16 protein-coding genes and 1 tRNA gene are annotated in these 17,428 nt (G+C 53.4%); 14 read left to right on the forward strand and 3 right to left on the reverse strand.

Features of this window, described 5'->3' with window-relative positions; genetic code table 11:
• Window positions 1-109: 109 nt before the first annotated feature.
• From ACL02P_RS18980 to ACL02P_RS19040, 13 genes are all read left to right on the forward strand, one after another.
• A complete protein-coding gene (locus tag ACL02P_RS18980) occupies window positions 110-1,060 on the forward strand; it encodes an ROK family glucokinase (protein ID WP_009224998.1) in 951 nt (316 codons plus the stop codon).
• 311 nt (window positions 1,061-1,371) lie between these two features.
• Window positions 1,372-2,262 carry an RNase adapter RapZ gene (rapZ, locus tag ACL02P_RS18985; protein ID WP_009224997.1) on the forward strand — a complete coding sequence of 297 codons (891 nt, stop codon included), beginning with the start codon at window positions 1,372-1,374 and terminating at the stop codon, window positions 2,260-2,262.
• Window positions 2,263-2,386: 124 nt separating this feature from the next.
• Complete coding sequence (locus ACL02P_RS18990; protein WP_009224996.1) at window positions 2,387-3,331, forward strand: gluconeogenesis factor YvcK family protein; 945 nt, start codon at window positions 2,387-2,389, stop codon at window positions 3,329-3,331.
• Window positions 3,332-3,336: 5 nt separating this feature from the next.
• Window positions 3,337-4,266 (forward strand): DNA-binding protein WhiA, encoded by a 930-nt coding sequence (gene whiA / locus ACL02P_RS18995; RefSeq protein WP_036645079.1) that lies wholly within the window; start codon window positions 3,337-3,339, stop codon window positions 4,264-4,266.
• A gap of 109 nt (window positions 4,267-4,375) precedes the next feature.
• Entirely contained in the window at window positions 4,376-4,645 is a 270-nt protein-coding gene (locus tag ACL02P_RS19000; RefSeq protein ID WP_009224994.1) for an HPr family phosphocarrier protein, read from the forward strand.
• Between the two features lie 154 nt (window positions 4,646-4,799).
• Window positions 4,800-5,555, forward strand: a complete 756-nt coding sequence (locus ACL02P_RS19005) for an SIMPL domain-containing protein (RefSeq protein ID WP_260071871.1) — start codon at window positions 4,800-4,802, stop codon at window positions 5,553-5,555.
• A gap of 208 nt (window positions 5,556-5,763) precedes the next feature.
• Window positions 5,764-6,738, forward strand: a complete 975-nt coding sequence (locus ACL02P_RS19010; protein WP_009224989.1) for an ABC transporter ATP-binding protein — start codon at window positions 5,764-5,766, stop codon at window positions 6,736-6,738.
• Window positions 6,735-7,586 carry an ABC transporter permease gene (locus ACL02P_RS19015; protein ID WP_009224988.1) on the forward strand — a complete coding sequence of 284 codons (852 nt, stop codon included), beginning with the start codon at window positions 6,735-6,737 and terminating at the stop codon, window positions 7,584-7,586. The genes ACL02P_RS19010 and ACL02P_RS19015 overlap by 4 nt, the downstream gene beginning before the upstream one ends.
• Window positions 7,583-8,389 (forward strand): ABC transporter permease, encoded by an 807-nt coding sequence (locus ACL02P_RS19020; RefSeq protein ID WP_412837858.1) that lies wholly within the window; start codon window positions 7,583-7,585, stop codon window positions 8,387-8,389. The genes ACL02P_RS19015 and ACL02P_RS19020 overlap by 4 nt, the downstream gene beginning before the upstream one ends.
• Window positions 8,390-8,435: 46 nt before the next feature.
• Window positions 8,436-9,482 carry an ABC transporter substrate-binding protein gene (locus tag ACL02P_RS19025; RefSeq protein ID WP_412837859.1) on the forward strand — a complete coding sequence of 349 codons (1,047 nt, stop codon included), beginning with the start codon at window positions 8,436-8,438 and terminating at the stop codon, window positions 9,480-9,482.
• 131 nt (window positions 9,483-9,613) lie between these two features.
• On the forward strand, window positions 9,614-10,393 hold the full coding sequence (locus ACL02P_RS19030; RefSeq protein WP_412837860.1) for a DUF3298 and DUF4163 domain-containing protein: 780 nt from the start codon (window positions 9,614-9,616) through the stop codon (window positions 10,391-10,393).
• Window positions 10,394-10,573: 180 nt separating this feature from the next.
• On the forward strand, window positions 10,574-11,986 hold the full coding sequence (gene uxaC / locus ACL02P_RS19035; protein WP_412837861.1) for a glucuronate isomerase: 1,413 nt from the start codon (window positions 10,574-10,576) through the stop codon (window positions 11,984-11,986).
• 19 nt (window positions 11,987-12,005) lie between these two features.
• Window positions 12,006-13,016, forward strand: a complete 1,011-nt coding sequence (locus ACL02P_RS19040; RefSeq protein ID WP_412837862.1) for a LacI family DNA-binding transcriptional regulator — start codon at window positions 12,006-12,008, stop codon at window positions 13,014-13,016.
• A gap of 83 nt (window positions 13,017-13,099) precedes the next feature.
• Here the strand turns inward: ACL02P_RS19040 and ade are convergent, their stop codons facing one another.
• The 3 genes from ade to ACL02P_RS19055 all read right to left on the reverse strand — a co-directional run bounded on the left by ade (window position 13,100) and on the right by ACL02P_RS19055 (window position 16,157).
• Window positions 13,100-14,890 carry an adenine deaminase gene (gene ade / locus ACL02P_RS19045; RefSeq protein WP_412837863.1) on the reverse strand — a complete coding sequence of 597 codons (1,791 nt, stop codon included), beginning with the start codon at window positions 14,888-14,890 and terminating at the stop codon, window positions 13,100-13,102.
• Between the two features lie 379 nt (window positions 14,891-15,269).
• A complete protein-coding gene (gene clpP, locus ACL02P_RS19050; protein ID WP_009224981.1) occupies window positions 15,270-15,866 on the reverse strand; it encodes an ATP-dependent Clp endopeptidase proteolytic subunit ClpP in 597 nt (198 codons plus the stop codon).
• 216 nt (window positions 15,867-16,082) lie between these two features.
• Window positions 16,083-16,157, reverse strand: a tRNA-Arg gene (locus ACL02P_RS19055).
• A gap of 148 nt (window positions 16,158-16,305) precedes the next feature.
• On the opposite strand from ACL02P_RS19055, the gene ACL02P_RS19060 reads away from it, so the two are divergent.
• Window positions 16,306-17,310 (forward strand): LacI family DNA-binding transcriptional regulator, encoded by a 1,005-nt coding sequence (locus tag ACL02P_RS19060; RefSeq protein ID WP_009224980.1) that lies wholly within the window; start codon window positions 16,306-16,308, stop codon window positions 17,308-17,310.
• The last annotated feature ends 118 nt before the right edge of the window (window positions 17,311-17,428 follow it).

The raw sequence follows: 17,428 nt of genomic DNA on the forward strand, positions 1-17,428 counted from the left end.
CGTTTTCAGTCATGGCGCGGACTAAAGCGGCGATGGATCGAGAATGGCCTTTTTGCACGTATAGGTATGTAAATGATCTATATATTTATGAAAAAGGTGGCTTGTGAAAATGTCTGAAAAAATCTACATTGGCGTTGACCTGGGAGGTACGGCAGTCAAAGTCGGCATTTGCAATGAAGAAGGGCAGCTTCTTCATACGTACGAAGGACCGACCGAAGTCGATAAGGGCGCGGATACGGTCGTGGCGAATATCGAGAAGTACGTCCGGCGTGTCGTGGAAGAATCGCCGTTCGCCTGGGAACAGGTGGCTGGGGTAGGCGCCGGGGTCGCCGGGTTTACGAATGTCCGCGAAGGGATCATCATTTTGGCGCCGAATGTAGGTTTGAAGGATTTCCCGATTCGCGCCATTTTGGAGGAGCGACTTGGCAAGCCAATCAAAATAGACAATGATGCCAATGTGGCCGCACTTGGTGAAGCTTGGGGCGGTGCAGGCAAAGGCATCGACAATTGCGTATGCTACACGCTGGGAACCGGCGTTGGCGGCGGGATCATCATTAACGGGAAGATTTATCAAGGCTTCTCCGGAATGGCCGGAGAGCTTGGACATATGTCTGTAGTTCCGGATCTGGAAGCGATCGGCTGCGGCTGCGGCCAAATGGGCTGCTTGGAAACCGTATCCTCGGCTACGGGGATTATTCGCATGGCGAAAGATGCCGTAGCGCGCGGTGACCGGACTTCGCTGGCTCATGTGGAGAACATTATGGCGAAGGACGTCTTTGATGCAGCTAAAGCGGGTGACGAGGCGGCAATTCGCATCGTGAACCGGGCGGCCTTCTATCTGGGCAAATCGATGGCGGCTGTCGCTGTCGTTCTTAATCCAGAGCTGTTTATTATCGGCGGGGGCGTGTCCAAAGCCGGTGACATTCTGTTTAACGAAGTTCGCAGCGTATTCGCCAAATTGACGCCGGAGCCGGTGCAACGCGGCATGCAAATCGTTCCTGCAACCTTGGGCAATGACGCGGGAATGGTCGGTGCCGCTGGCCTCTTCCTCCGTTCCTAACGAAAAGGTGCTAAGCGGAACTGCTTGCAGCTAGCTGGGGGCCGTTGGTACCGCTGGTGTCGCTGCTGGTGTCGCATCTAACGGACTCTAGAAGCGTTATTTGGCAGTCTTGGAAAGATTACAGTTTCTAACGGACCTAGGAGATCTTATTTCGGTCAATTGCAGCTCAAGGGTCGTCATCAGAGCCAGATAAGGTCTCTGGGGTCCGTTACAGTGGGAAATGGTCGGGAAATAAGCAAATAAGGTCATTACAGTCCGTTACATCATCCTTTTAGAATGGACAAGGAGAATTACGCGAGGAGGGAATAATCATGCCGGAGAAGGAAACAAGTTCGGTCGCCAATCTGATCATTATCACGGGCATGTCGGGGGCAGGGAAGTCGCTGGCCGTGCGCAGTTTGGAGGATCTCGGATTTTTTTGCGTAGATAATTTGCCTCCGGTGCTGATTCCCAAATTCGCAGAATTGATTGAACAATCCAAAGGGAAAATCGCCAAGGTTGCGCTGGTCATCGACCTGCGCGGCCGGGAGTTCTTCACGGCGCTTTCGGAGTCGCTTAGCTTTATTAAGGAGCATTTCACCATCAAGTGTGAAATCCTGTTCCTCGATGCCACCGATTCGGTCCTTGTGCAGCGGTATAAGGAAAGCCGCCGCCGCCATCCGATGGCCCCGGACGGGATGCCGCTGGACGGCATCCGGCTGGAACGCAAAATGCTGGATGATTTGCGGATGTCGGCAACTCAAGTCATCGATACCAGCAATATGAAGCCGGCACAGCTCAAGGAGAAGATCATTTCCCGATTCTCGCATTTGGAGAGCAGCAACTTATCGGTGAACATTACATCGTTTGGATTCAAATACGGGATTCCGATCGATGCCGACCTGGTGTTCGACGTGCGCTTCCTGCCGAATCCCCATTACATCGAGCAGCTGCGGCCGCTCACGGGACAAAACAGCGAGGTATATGAATATGTTATGAAGTGGCCGGAGACGCAGACATTCCTGGCCAAATTGCTGGATATGCTGCATTTCCTGCTGCCGCAATACCATAAAGAGGGGAAGAGCCAGGTCATCATCGGCATCGGCTGCACCGGCGGCAAACACCGTTCGGTCGCGATTGCGGAATACCTGGGTAAGATGCTTGGCGTCAGCGAAACGGAAACGGTCCGCGTAAGTCATCGCGACGAAGGCCGGGACCGCTAACCAAGCCCCCTGCAAGTATAGAGGACATTCAAAAGGATAACCTGTTCCCTTTTTGAACCCTCATTAAGAGGTGAACCAAGTGATACATCGGGCTAAGGATATAAGAGTTCCGCGGATCGTCGTGATGGGCGGCGGTACCGGCTTGTCTGTCATGCTCCGCGGGTTGAAAGAGAGACCGCTCGATATCACGGCTATCGTAACTGTAGCCGACGATGGGGGCAGCTCCGGGATCTTGCGCAATGAATTACAAATGCCGCCACCCGGGGATATACGCAACGTACTTACCGCGCTGGCCGACGTCGAACCGCTGCTGTCGGATATGCTGAACTACCGGTTTGCATCGGGTTCGGGATTGGCTGGGCATAGCTTGGGCAATCTGATCTTGGCGGCGATTACCGATATTTCCGGCGATTTCGTGACCGCGGTGCGCGAGCTGAGCCGCGTCTTTGCCGTACGCGGGCGCGTGTTGCCGGCTGCGGGTCAGGCCGTCGTGCTGCATGCGGAGATGGAAGACGGTACGATCGTGACCGGGGAATCGAAGATTCCGGAGGTTCGAGGTAAGATCAAGCGCATTTTCCTTGAACCGGAGGAGGTGGAGCCTTTGCCGGAAGCCGTAGAGGCGATTCGCGAGGCGGACGCCATTCTGATCGGACCGGGCAGCTTGTACACCAGCATTATTCCGAATTTGCTTGTACCGAAGCTGGCAGAGGCTGTATTGGAAAATACCTCCGCGATCAAAATATTCATATGCAATGTCATGACCCAGCCGGGCGAGACGGACGATTATACGGTCAGTGACCACTTACAGGCCGTGTATAATCACGTCGGCAAGCATCTGTTTGACTACGTCATCGTGAACGACGGCGAAATTCCGCCGCAGGTTCAGGATTTTTACGCCGAGAAAGGCGCCAAGCCGGTCCAAGTGGACTGGGATAACGTGACGGGTCAAGGCTATAAGGTCATTGCCGATACGCTGGTGTTGTTCCGCAGGTATTTGCGGCATGACGCCGATAAATTAAGCCATCATATTTACCAGCTGGTTGAAAACTGGATTTTACGAAAGAGGTGAGTCTCTTGTCCTTTGCGGCGCAAACCAAAAAAGAGCTGACGATGGTCGAAGCCTCGGACTGCTGCGAGCAGGCCGAACTATCCGCTTTGATCCGGATGAACGGATCGGTACAGGTTTCGAACAAAAAGATCGTTTTGGATATCTCCACCGAAAACGCCGCGATCGCAAGGCGGATCTACTCCCTGTTGAAGAAGCATTTCCACATTCACACGGAGCTGCTGGTCCGCAAAAAGATGCGCCTCAAGAAAAACAACGTCTACATCGTTCGCATTCCGGCCCGGGTTGAGGAGATTCTGAAGGAGCTGAAAATCGTCTCCGAGGGATTTATTTTTAATCCCGGGATTAATCCGGAGCTCACTCGGAAAAACTGTTGTAAGCGGGCTTATCTGCGCGGGGCGTTTATGGCCGGCGGGTCGGTCAACAATCCGGAGGGTTCGTCTTACCATTTGGAGATCGCCTCGATGTACGAAGAGCATTGCAAGGCGCTGGTCGATCTGGCGAACGAGTTTCATCTGAACGCACGTTGCATCGAGCGGAAGAAAGGTTTTATTTTGTACATCAAAGAAGGCGAAAAAATCATCGAGCTCCTCAGCATCATCGGCGCGCATCAGGCGTTGTTCAAATTCGAGGACGTGCGGATTATGCGCGACATGCGTAATTCCGTGAATCGCATCGTGAACTGCGAGACGGCGAACTTGAACAAAACGATTGGTGCCGCTGTCCGGCAGATCGACAACATCAAGCTGCTCCAGAAGGAAGTCGGTCTGGAGAACTTGCCGGAGAAGCTGCGGGAGGTCGCTGAGGTTCGCTTGGCTCACCCGGATATGAATCTGAAGGAAGTGGGCGAACTGCTGAAAGGAACGGTCAGCAAATCGGGGGTAAATCACCGGTTGCGCAAGATCGATGAGCTTGCCGAAAAAATTCGCGGGGGCTAAACTGGTTTTGCTGCTAGTGTGTTTTGTACTCCGTATGCTATAATGATAGAAATTATAATGTCAACGAATGTGACGAAATGGATTGAATTCGTATAGGGGGTAAGTTTTCATGGTCAAACACCCGGTTACCGTTCGTTTGAAAACGGGGCTGCATGCTCGGCCGGCTGCGCTTTTCGTTCAGGAAGCGAATAAATATTCTTCAGAGATTTTCGTTGAAAAAGACGATAAAAAAGTGAATGCCAAGAGCATCATGGGGATTATGAGCCTTGCAATCAGTACCGGTACCGAGATTTACATTAGTGCGGAAGGTGCGGACGCTGAGCAGGCTGCAAACGCTTTAATCAATTTAGTCAGCAAAGAGGAGCTGGAGAACCAGTAAACGCTGGTTTCGCCTTACGAAACAAGGGGATGTTTCCGTGAAAGGATCACGGGATCATCCTTTTTTGCTTTTTACTGCAACATTTGTCCACGGTTTACGTTTAGAAGGTAAAATTACCAATACTTATCCCAAAAAATGAACGGAGGTCATGAACATGAAAACATGGTTGAAGCCTGCAGCTTCCTTGCTGGTTGCGGGAACATTGATTACCGGAGGTATGTTTGTAAGCGGTGCCCTTAACGCGCCGGTGCCGGTTTATGCGGATGGCGAGATGCAGAAGAATGTGGTGACGGTGGTGGGCAGCGGCGAATTGTCCGTGAAGCCGGACGTGGCGTACCTGTCGATTGGGGTGGTGACGGAAGCTAAGACGGCGAAGGAAGCCCAAAGCGCCAATGCAACTAAAGTGGCCGCGCTCATCAAGCTGTTGAAGGAGACGTGGGGGATTGCCGACAAGGATATCCAAACCGGCCAATTCTACGTACAGCCAAACTATACGTATAGCGACAAAGAAGGCCAGCAGATCAAGGGGTACAGCGCCCAGCATTCGCTGGAGGTCACTTACCGCGACTTGTCGAAGATAGGGCAGCTGCTGGATGCGGCATCCGCTGCGGGAGCCAACCGGATCGATAATATCCGCTTCAGCACCGAAAATCCGGATCAGTACCAAGACCAAGTGATCCAAAAAGCGATGAATGACGCGAACAAGAAAGCCGCATCGATCGCGAAAGCCGCGAACCGCCAGCTGGGCATTGTGCTTAGCATCAGCCAAGGCAGCACCAGCACACCGATCTTCACACAGAACCTGAAGATGAGGGAAATGGCTGCAGCGGATTCTGCCGTGAGCACACCGGTGGAACCGGGCGAAATCGACCTGCAAACGACGTTAACTGTGATGTATGAGTTGAAATAACCCGTTCATTTGAGACCACCTCTGATTTTTTGAGGTGGTTTTGTTTCTGACTGCCATAGAACCCAACAAAAACTATTGTAACCCGCGCCAAAACAAGGTATAGTGAATATGCGAAAAAATGAATCGAAGTACCCGATAAAGCCATACCAATGGATATGGCTTTTTTTTCTTAGGAAGACAAGCCTACATTGAAGGAGTTGATGCAAAGATGATAGAACTGGCCGCGGTGGAGAAGCACTTTGCGGGACAGGTCGCCTTGCATCCGCTATCGCTCACGATTAAGGAAGGGGAATTCCTCACCTTGCTGGGCCCAAGCGGCTGCGGCAAGACGACGATTTTGCGCATGATCGCCGGGTTCGAGCAACCGACCTCCGGGAAAATCCTGCTGGACGGAAAGGACCTGACGAATTTGCCGCCGAATCGCCGGGATTTGAACCTTGTCTTTCAACATTATGCTTTATTTCCTCATATGACGGTGGAAGAGAATGTCGCCTTTGGACTGAAGATGAAAAAGATGCCGATCAAGCAGCAGCAGGAACGTGTGCGGGAGGCGGTTGAGATGACGCAGCTGACCGCGCTCACGAAGCGGTATCCGCACCAGCTGTCCGGAGGGCAGCAGCAACGGGTGGCCATCGCGCGGGCGATCGCCAACAAGCCGCGGGTGCTGCTGCTCGATGAGCCGCTGGGCGCGCTGGACCTGCAGCTGCGCAAAAGCCTGCAGGCCGAGCTCAAGCAGCTGCAGCGCAGTCTGGGCATCACGTTCGTCTACGTGACGCATGACCAGGAAGAAGCGATGATGATGTCTGACCGCATCGTCGTGATGAACAGCGGCCGAGTGGAGCAGATCGGCACACCGCGGGAAATTTACGCACAGCCGGCTACGTTGTTTTCGGCCACCTTCGTTGGCGAGAACAATATTTTCTCCCGGGACGGGCAGCTGTTCGCCGTGCGTCCGGAGAAGCTCAAGGCCGTGCGGAGCGGCGAAGGCGTCGAAACGAAGCGCAGCGGCGAGCTGATGGACGTGCTGTACCTCGGCGGCGTGCATAAGCTGATCGTGCAGCTGGATAACGAACCGATGACCGTATCCATCGTGCTGGATGTCAACGATGAGCGTACGTGGCAAATCGGGGAGACGGTTGGGGTGGATTGGAAGCCGGAGGATGAGGTGGTCATCGGATCATGAAAAAATCTGGCTTAAGCATGCTGCCGGTGTTCCTGTGGTTATGCCTGTTCCTGGTTGTGCCGATGCTGATCGTCATAGGCATCTCTTTTATGGGTCGTGACGAGCTTGGCAATGTGGTGCTGGACTTTAATTTGGATGCCTATGCGTTATTTTTTGACCCGTTATATTTGGGCATTTATTGGGATACGATTGTGTTATCCGTGATGACGACCGCATTATGTCTATTGCTCAGTTACCCGTTGGCCTATTATATTGCGAATGCCGGTCCGAGAATGCAAACCTGGGGCCTGGTGCTTATTACCGTGCCGTTTTGGATCAACTTTCTGATCCGCACTTATGCCTGGGTGCTGCTGCTGCGGACGCAAGGGATCGTCAATGAGTTCTTGCTCAGCATCGGACTGATCTCCGAACCGCTGCAGATGCTGTATACGAAGGGCGCTGTGTTGCTCGGCATGGTGTATACGTTTATTCCGTTTATGGTGTTGCCGATATTTGTGGCGTTGGAGCAGATGGACAAGCGACTGCTGGAGGCGGCCAGCGATTTGGGTGCGTCGAGCTGGAAAGCGTTCTGGCACATTACGCTGCCGCAAACGAAGTCGGGGATCATGACCGGCTCCGTGCTGGTGTACGTTTCGACAACCGGCATGTTTGTCGTGACGGACATTCTCGGCGGGGCGAAATCGGCAATGATCAGCAACATCATTCAGAGTCAGTTCCTTGGGGCCCGCAACTGGCCGTTTGGCTCGGCGTTGTCCGTGATCTTCGTGATCACCTCGCTGATTCTGATTGCGCTGTTTAATCGGGCGATGACGTCCCGGTATCAAAGGGTGCGGGAGGTGCGTTCATGAAAACCAAAAGCCATCCGCTGCTCGGCGTTCATTCGCTGATCATGATGATTTTAATCTATGTGCCGATCCTGTTTATCGTTGCGTATTCGTTTAACAGTTCCAGGCTAGCGGCCGATTGGAGCGGCTTTACGTTCGACTGGTACATCTCGCTGTTTGATAACCGCCATGTCATGGAGGCCTTGGCCAACAGCTTAACCGTGGCGATCGTCTCAACGGTAATCTCGACGGTGCTTGGCACGCTGGCGGCGCTGGCGATGCGGAAGATCGGACGCCGCTTGAAGCCGGGCATGGGCGGCTTGTTGTATTTGCCGATCATCATTCCCGATATCATCATGGGCTTGTCGTTGCTGGTACTGTTTAATCAGCTCCATATGCCGCTGGGTAAAATAACGATTATTATTGCCCATATCACCTTTAGTTTGTCCTACGTCTACGTTGTCGTGACTACGCGTCTTTCCGGCATGGGGGGACAACTGGAGGAGGCAGCGCAGGATTTGGGGGCGAGCTCGTGGCAAACCTTCCGATACGTGACGTTGCCGCAGATTGCTCCGGGCATTATCTCCGGGGCCTTGATCGCGTTTACGCTGTCGCTGGACGATTTCATGGTCAGCTTCTTTGTTAGCGGGCCAAATTCGACCACATTGCCGATTTATATCTATGGGCAGGTCAAACGGGGTATTTCCCCGGAAATTAACGCGCTGTGTACGATTTTGATCCTGGTGACGGTCGCTTTGATCTTCCTGGCGCAATTTGTGCTGAATCGCGGCAAGGGCCAGAAGAAACAATCATTGCTGCCGTTTTAGGCGAATTTTGATATTCCATAAGACGAAACCGAAGGGAGATTGGGAATTGAACAAAAAGAGATGGGCTGGTCTCGTACTGGCAGGGATGTTGGTTGCCGGACTATTGTCGGGTTGCTCATCGTCGAAAGAGACGCTCAACATTTACAGCTGGGCGGATAACTTTGACGAGGAAGTGCTGGAGCAGTTCGAGAAAGAGTTTGACGTAAAAATCAATTATGACGTGTTTGCCAACAATGAGGATCTGCTGGCTAAAATTAAGGCGGGCGGCGGCGGTTACGATTTGATTCAACCGTCCGATTACATGGTGGCTACGATGATCAAGCAGGATCTGCTGGCACCGCTGGATATGAACAACATTCCGAACTTTGCGAACGTGTCTGACGCGTATAAAAACCCTTCCTACGATCCGGGGAACAAATACTCGATCGTATACACTTCGGGGGTTACGGGGATTGCGTATAACAAGAAATACGTGAAAGACGAGATCGACAGCTGGGAGGACCTGTGGAATCCGGAATACAAGGGCAAGGTCATTTTGCTGGACGATAACCGCGAAGTAATTGGTATGGCCTTGAAAAAGAACGGCTATTCCAACAGCTCCACCGACGAAGGTGAAATCACGACGGCTGTGGAGGATTTGAAGAAGCTGCTGCCAAGTGTGCTGGCTTTCGATACCGACAACATCAAGCAAAAAATGATTCAAGAAGAAGGCTGGATCGCCACCGTATGGTCGGGTGACGCTTCCTACATTGCCCAAGACAATCCGGATGTCGCTTATGTAGTACCTAAGGAAGGCGGCACGATCTGGTCGGATAACTATGCGATTCCGAAGGATTCGAAGCATAAAGAGCTGGCCGAGAAGTTTATCAACTTCATGCTCGATCCGGAAATTAGCGCGAAGAACTACGAAGCGATCGGATACAGCGATCCGAATGTGAAAGCAGCGGAGTTCCACAGCGAAGAATACCGGAACGACAAGATGATTAACCTGTCAGAGGATGAGTTGTCCCGTACCGAATGGCTGAGTGACGTAGGCGATAAGCTGCAGCTGTACGACCGGTACTGGACTGAATTGAAGAGCGGCCGTGAGTAATATCGGCTTACATTTTACAATAGCGTCAGGCGCTTTCCTTGAGGGAAGGCGTGCTGGCGTTTTTGCGTACATGAATTTTTGCCACCCGGGTCATAATTTAGGTATTAACCGATAGAGGGTGGCGATAACAAGTGAAGCGTAACACGGTAGAAATGATCACTTTGCTGATGACCGCAGGCTTGATGATATCCGGCTTAGCCGTTGTTCCGGCCGAAGCTGCGCCGCAGTCTCCAGTCGAGATCAGCGGGAAGGCGAATGAGGCAGGCTCGGCGCTTGTGCAGGAGCGGCAAGGCGTCAAAATCACGAACCATACGATCGAGAAGAAGATTCCGGAAGCGTCGATTAAAGTCGACTATCCACAGCTGAGCGGATTAAAGCACAAGTCGGTGCAGAAGAAGATCAATAAGCTGTTCAAGAACAAGGCGGAAAAATTTGTGGCTAATGCGCTGAAGGAAGCGAAGGCGGGCCAGCCTTCAACCCCCAGCGGGAACCCCTATGAGTATGTCGGGACTTACAAAGTGACGTACAACCGCGACGGGGTGCTCAGTCTTTATCAGGACTGGTACTCTTACACCGGCGGTGCGCACGGGATTACCGTACGTGACGGCTTGACCTTCCGGCTGGATAACGGAAAGCTGCTGACGCTGGACGAGCTGCTCCGGGCAAACCCGAATTACCGCAGCATCGTCGATCCGGAAATCGCCAAGAAGCTGCAGGAAACGGAAGGTTACTTCGGTAACTTCAAAACGATCGGCTCGAATCCGTCATATTATGTGAAGGATGAGGGCGTGACGATCTTTTTCCAACTGTACGAATACTTGCCTTATGTGTTTGGTTTCCCGGAATTTTATTTCCCGTTTAGCCAGCTGCTGCCGCCGGGAACGAATCCGTTTGATTTCAAAACACGCTGAAGCTTTATCGAATCAATGTTAAACGCCCTCTCGGCTGCATTCGTGGCTGAGGGGGGCTTTTTTAATCGGTCAAGGGCCCATATTCTCTCTTGCGTTTTCCGATAAAACGTTTACAATATTAAGCAGCATACTAATGTTAACGTTAACAATGAGTTGAACTAAATGAAGGGAGAATGGGAAATGGCGAAGAAATTTTTAGGGGAAAACTTTCTGCTGAACAGCGAGACGGCGGAGAAGTTGTATCATCAATACACGAAGGAACTGCCGATCATCGATTATCACTGCCATTTAAGCCCGCAGGAGATCTACGAAAATAAGACGTTCCGCAACTTAACCGAGGCTTGGCTGGGCGGCGACCATTACAAATGGCGGGTGATGCGGGCCTGCGGCATCGACGAGGAACTGATCACCGGTGGGGCGGACGATTACGACAAGTTTCTCGCCTGGGCGAAGGTAGTGCCGCAGCTGCTGGGGAATCCGCTGTACCATTGGACGCACTTGGAGTTGCAGCGTTTTTTTGGGATTGATGAGTTGCTGAATGAGGAGACTGCACCGATCATCTGGGAACAAGCGAACGCCCAGCTGCAAAGTGAAGGATTTGGCGCGCGAGATTTGATTACGAAGTCGAAGGTGACGGTGGTCTGCACTACGGATGATCCGGCGGATTCGCTGGAGTACCATTTGAAGATCAAGGAGCTGGAAGGCTTCGATACGTTGGTGCTGCCGAGCTTCCGACCAGACAAGTTCCTGGAAATTAATCGCGATACCTTTAAACCTTGGCTGGCGAAGCTGGAGGCGGCGGCGGGTAAGTCGATTCAGGGATATGGAACGCTGTTGGATGTGTTACGGGAACGGATCGACTTCTTCCATGAGGCCGGCGGGCGCGTATCAGACCACGCGCTGGATACGCTGGAATACGAGGAAGCGACGCTGGAGGAAGTGGAAGCGATCTTTGCTAAGGCGCTGAGTCAGGGTTCGGTGACGCCGGAGGAGGAACGGAAATACAAATCGTATACGATGGTGTTCCTTGGCAAGGAGTACGCCGCTCGGGGCTGGGCGATGCAGCTGCATATCCATGCGTTGCGGAACACGAACACGGCGATGCTCCGACGGCTGGGTCCGGATACGGGCTATGATGCGATTAACGACGGGCCTCTGGCCGAAGCGCTGGCCCGGTTGCTGGACGCGATCGAGCAGGAGAGCGGGCTGCCGAAGACGATCCTGTATTCGCTGAACCCCAATGATTACTGGGCGCTGGCCAGCATCATGGGCAGCTTCCAAGGCGGGGGCGTTCCTGGTAAAATCCAATTTGGCACCGCTTGGTGGTTCAACGACAACAAGGACGGTATGATTCAGCAGATGCACACGCTGGCCAACTTCGGCGTGTTGTCGCAATTCATCGGGATGCTGACGGACTCCCGCAGTTTCCTGTCCTATACGCGGCATGAATACTTCCGCCGCCTCTTATGCGACGTGCTTGGCGATTGGGTGGAGCGCGGCGAGGCGCCGGAGGACTATGCTCTGCTGGGCCGGATCGTCACGGATATTTGCTACGGCAATGCTAAGCGGTATTTTGCTTTTCCTGAGGCATAGAAAGGATTGACGCTGTTGTATGTCCGCTACGATCAAAGACATCGCCAAGCTGGCGAATGTCTCGCATATGACGGTTTCCCGGGCGCTGAACAACAGCCCGCTGATTAAGGAGGAGACCAAACGCAAGATTATGGAGATCGCTGAGCAGCTGAACTACGTGCCGAATTATAACGCCAAAAGTTTGGTGCTGCAGCGTTCGCATACGATTGGGTTGTTTTTTACGAGTATGGTTCAAGGGACGTCCTCCAGTTTCCTGGCAGAGGCCATCCGCGGTGTGAGTCAGGAGGTTGGTGTCCAGTACAACTTGTTTCTGCGGGGGATCGACGATTTTGAGGACTTTAGCTCGATCCATCAGCGACGGTTCGACGGCATTCTGCTCATGAGCCAAAGTGAGCGTGACGACACGTTTATTCGCCATGTGCGAGAGCAGGGGATTCCTTTGGTCGTGCTGAACCGGAATGCGGGTGACTCGACCATCGTTAATTTCGTGTCCAATGACCGGGCAGGAGCTTACGAGTTGACGCAATACTTGGCGGGCCGTGGGCATACACGCATTGGCCTGGTGGAGGGGATCGCCGGCTACAAGTCGACGCAGGAGCGCAAGGAAGGGTATTTGCGGGCCATGAAGGATGCTGGCCTGGCGGTAAGGGAGGAATGGCTCGTCGAGGGCCGCTACGACGTGGAGAGCGGTTATCTGGCGATGCACCGGTTGCTGGCGTTGCCGGAGCGGCCCACGGCGGTGTTCTGCTGCAACGACGACATGGCTATCGGTGCGATGAAGGCAGCGACAGAGGCGGGAATGCGGATTCCGGCGGATGTCTCGGTCGTTGGCTTTGACGACATCGGCTTCTCGCATTACACGAATCCGCCGCTGACGACGGTGAAGCGGCCGATTGAGCAGCTCAGCCGGATGGGCGCGCGCAAAATCCTCGAGCTGATCGAGGGGCCGCCGGCCGGCGGGGAGCTAGTTCTGCTGGATACGAAGCTGGTTCGGCGTGAGTCGGTGGAAGAGCTGCACCCTCATTTGTAGGTGCGAGCGACTCCGGTATGGAGTAAAACAAAACCCGCCAGAAAGGGTTCACTTTCTCGGCGGGTTATTTACATGCATGCGGCTTAACCGACTTCCACGGGCACGAGCTTGAACTCGTTCACGTCCGCTAGACCGCGGTTGGTGATACGCAGCTCCGGAATGACCGGCAAGGCAATCAGAGAAAACGTCATGAACGGCGCGTTCAGTTGGCAGCCGAGCTGCTTCCAGGCGGCTTCGAGCTCTTTCACCTGGGCGACCACCGTCTCCAGCGGCTGATCGGACATCAGGCCGGCGATGGCCATCGGCACGGCGGCGAGCACTTGGCCGTTCAGTACGGCGATCATGCCGCCGCCCAGCTTCGCCAGCTCATTCGCAGCAAACGCCATGTCCTCGGGATTCGTACCCATGACGATGAGATTGTGACTGTCATGCGCAACGGTAGAGGCCACGGCCCCCTGCTTGAGTCCAAAGCCGCGCGCGAAGGCGAGGGACAGCTCGCCGGAACCGCGGTGGCGGTCGATGCAGGCCAGTGTGGCGATGTCCTGCTCGACGGCCGGACGCACGACTCCCTTCCCGTCAACCGGAACGGTTGCCGTTCCCTTCGCCGTGCGGGCGCTGTTCTCGATCACGTCGACGACGTGGATCGTCGTTTCCGTCTTGGCGCTGGCGCTGCGGTAGAGGAAATCGTCGGCGGTCAGCGGACGCGCCAATTTCACCGAAGCGCGCGCCTGCGCCGGGTACGGGTACGCCGGGAACGGGACGCGGAGCTGCCCGGCGTCGTAGGCGACCTTGCCGTCGGCGATCACGGTCGACGGCTCCATCCGCCGCAGGTCGCCGATCAGCAGCAGGTCCGCGCATTTGCCCGGCGCAATGCCGCCCACGTCGCCGTCGACCTTGAAGTACCGCGCCGTATTGATGGTTCCCATCTGGATCGCGGTAACCGGATCGACGCCCTCTTCAATCGCCCGGCGCACGACATGGTTCATGTGGCCTTGCTCAATCAAGGTTTGCGGATACACATCGTCGGTGACGAGCATAATGTTCGAGGTATTCACCTTATCTTCGGTGACCACCTTGATCACTTCCTTGACGTCATGCCATGCTGAGCCCTCGCGGATCATCAGGTGCATCCCGAGGCGCAGCTTGGCGAGCCCTTGCTCCCGGGTTACGGTCTCATGACAGGAAGTCACACCCGAGGCCAGGTAGGCCTGAAGCATGCGCTCGTCGTCACTCGGAAAATGTCCGGTGACGGTTTTGCCTGCTTCCATTGTGGCTTGGATTTCGCCGAGCATTTTCGGGTCTCCGTATACGACGCCGGGGAAGTTCATGACCTCGCCCAGCCCCTCGACGCCGTCCCAGGTCATCCCGTCGGCGATATCGCGGGTGTCCAGCGACGATCCGGCATCCTCCAAATGATCGGTGGCCGGTACACAGGAAGGGAATGTAGTATACACCTTAAGCGGCAAGCCTTGGCCCTCCTCATGCATCCAGCGCACGCCCTCCGCTCCAAACACGTTGGCGATTTCATGCGGGTCCATAAAAATACCGGTCGTTCCTTTGGGAAGCGCAGCCTTGGCGAACTCAGCCACCGACAGCATGGTGCTCTCCACGTGCATATGCCCGTCCAGGAGCCCGGGAACGATGTGGCGGCCTGCCGCATCGATCACAACGGTGTTCTCGCCGATCGTGTGCGCGGCGTCCCCCACGAAGGCGATTCGCCCTTCAGCCACAGCGACGTCCGTATTCGGCAGCAGCTCTCCGGTATAGACGTTGACTAAGGTGCCGCCCTTAACCACCAAATCGGCTTTGGCTTTGCCCATGGCGACATCCGCCAACGTACGGCTTACTTCATACAATTTTTTTCTTTGTTCCATCTCCCGGTTCGCTCCTTTAAAAAAGTCGTTCAAAAAGTCATCCTTCTAACGCTTACCACCGACCTTATACCCGCCAAAATCACGATGTTGAAAGTATAACGCTTGCCAGAATGCTTATTTACCAAATATCCGCCTGAAAATAAGCACTTGCGTCGAAATAGTGCTTCTCAGCGTCGTTAGAGCCGCGGGCACGCCAATTTTGCCAACATAGCGCTTCTCATCAGCGTTAGAGCAGAAGGGCTATCTCGAGGTGTGTGCCTGTAGCTTGTATTCTGACCTTTTGAACTCTCTCGTTAAGTTATTTAAAGATAAATATAACAAGAAAGGCCGCTCCTCGAACAGCACTTTCTGTTCGAAGAGCAGCCTTTTCTGTATAGCCTTAAGCTTTGGCCGGATTCACTTTCTCGATGACTTGGTCGATCAAGCCGTATTCCTTCGCTTCTGCCGCGCTCATGAAGTAGTCGCGGTCGGTGTCCTTCTCGATCCGTTCCAGCGGTTGGCCGGTGCGTTCCGAGAGGATTCGGTTCAGTTTATCGCGCATCTTGAGGATACGGCGGGCGCGGATCTCGATGTCCGTCGCTTGACCTTCCGCTCCGCCGAGCGGTTGATGGATCATGATTTCGCTGTTTGGCAACGCATAACGTTTCCCCGGTGCACCTGCGTTCAACAGGAAGGCGCCCATCGAAGCGGCCAGCCCAACGCAAATCGTGGAGACGTCCGCCTTGATAAATTGCATCGTATCATAAATCGCCATGCCGGCCGTAATGGAACCGCCAGGGCTGTTAATGTATAGGTGGATGTCCTTGGTTGGATCTTCCGCGTCCAGAAACAGCATCTGGGCAATGATGGAGTTGGCAACAACATCGTTTACCTGGGAGCCCAGGAAAATAATCCGGTCTTTGAGCAGACGGGAATAAATGTCATAAGCGCGTTCGCCGCGATTGCTTTGTTCTACGACCATAGGAATATAACTCACCGATAAAACCTCCTTAAATTTAGGCTGTTCAACTGGAACGCCCCGTCGAATGGAATGGTTTGGGATTCATCGTTTCCATCAATCTAAGAATTGACGGAAATGATGGGGATTAATCTCATCATAAACAATTTATTTGAGAAAGTCAAAGAAAGTCAAACTCAAGGTAATAAAAAAGTCCAGAAGACTTGTGTCACAGGACTTTGAATGTGCAATATATGGCGCGCCCGCGAGGAATCGAACCTCGATCTCAGGCTCCGGAGGCCTACGTCATATCCATTGGACCACGGGCGCAAATTTAGCGAACAAAATAGATTATATGACATTTTGTCTCAAAACGCAAGGTGTAGATCCAAATAAAATAGGGATTGTCATGAAAGCGTTTCTATGATAACTTGAGGAATATATAAAAACGTTTTTATAGACAAGGGTGTAATCAGGGATGGGGAAAGTCACCATTAAGGATGTAGCCAAAGCAGCAGGGGTTTCCATCTCTACGGTATCCAACGCGCTCAACGATGTGGATGTGTTGAATCCGGAGACCAAATCCCATGTGCTGAAGGTCGCCAAGCAGCTCAATTACGTACCGAACTTAAACGGGAAGCAGCTCAAGTCGAAGAAGACGAATATGCTTGGTTTTTTTACGACGAGTGTATCCGGACCTTATTTTTACATTTTGGTGGAGTCGATGGCGCGCGAGAGCGAGCGGCTGGGATACGGTTTGCATGTCATGGTTACCGCCGATAAGCAAACGATTATCAGCAATATCATGGGCCGCCGGGTGGATGGCGTGATCATCTACGAAGAATTGCGGGTCGATGACCAAGATATCGCGATGATGGAGAAGGACAAGATCAAGGCGGTATTTCTGGATCGGGTGATTCAGAAGGAAACGATGGGGACCGTGATTTTTAATTCGTATGCGTCCGCTTATGAAGCGACCAAATACCTGATCAGCCTGGGCCATAAGAAAATCGCCTACATTTCCGGCGTTGATACGATGTACGACAGCGTACAGCGGAAAGAGGGATATCTCGCGGCCTTGCGGGAGCATCAGCTGCCGATTGATGAGGATTTTATTGTGCAGGGGTATTTTGAGGAAGAGAGTACCTACAATGCGATTCGGGCGTTTATTCATAAGCATCCGGGCAAAGTGCCGGACGCGATTCTGGCCGGCAACGATTTAAGCGCCATTGGTTGTATTAAAGCGTTACGTTCGTACGGCCTCGAGGTTCCAAGGGACATCAGCGTCGTAGGGTTTGACGATATTGATATTGCCCAGTATTTTACGCCGCCCCTGACCACGGTTCGCAATCCGATCGCCAGACAAGGGATCTTGGCGGTCAATCATCTGGTGAACATGATTAAGAAGCAGGAGCAGGGGAAGGTGCAGAAGCTGGACGGGGAACTGATCGTGCGAGGCTCAAGTCATGTTCGTTTAAGCTAAGAGAAGCGGAGACGAAGGTGATCTTGAGCTCAGCGGAAAATGTAAGCGGTTAACTACAGGGGTTCTGTTGACGAAAATAAAAACGTTTTTATCCATACGGGATAAAGAGAGGAGCGCA

Source organism: Paenibacillus sp. MB22_1 (genome assembly GCF_047200555.1).
Classification (GTDB): Bacteria; Bacillota; Bacilli; order Paenibacillales; family Paenibacillaceae; genus Fontibacillus; species Fontibacillus phoenicis.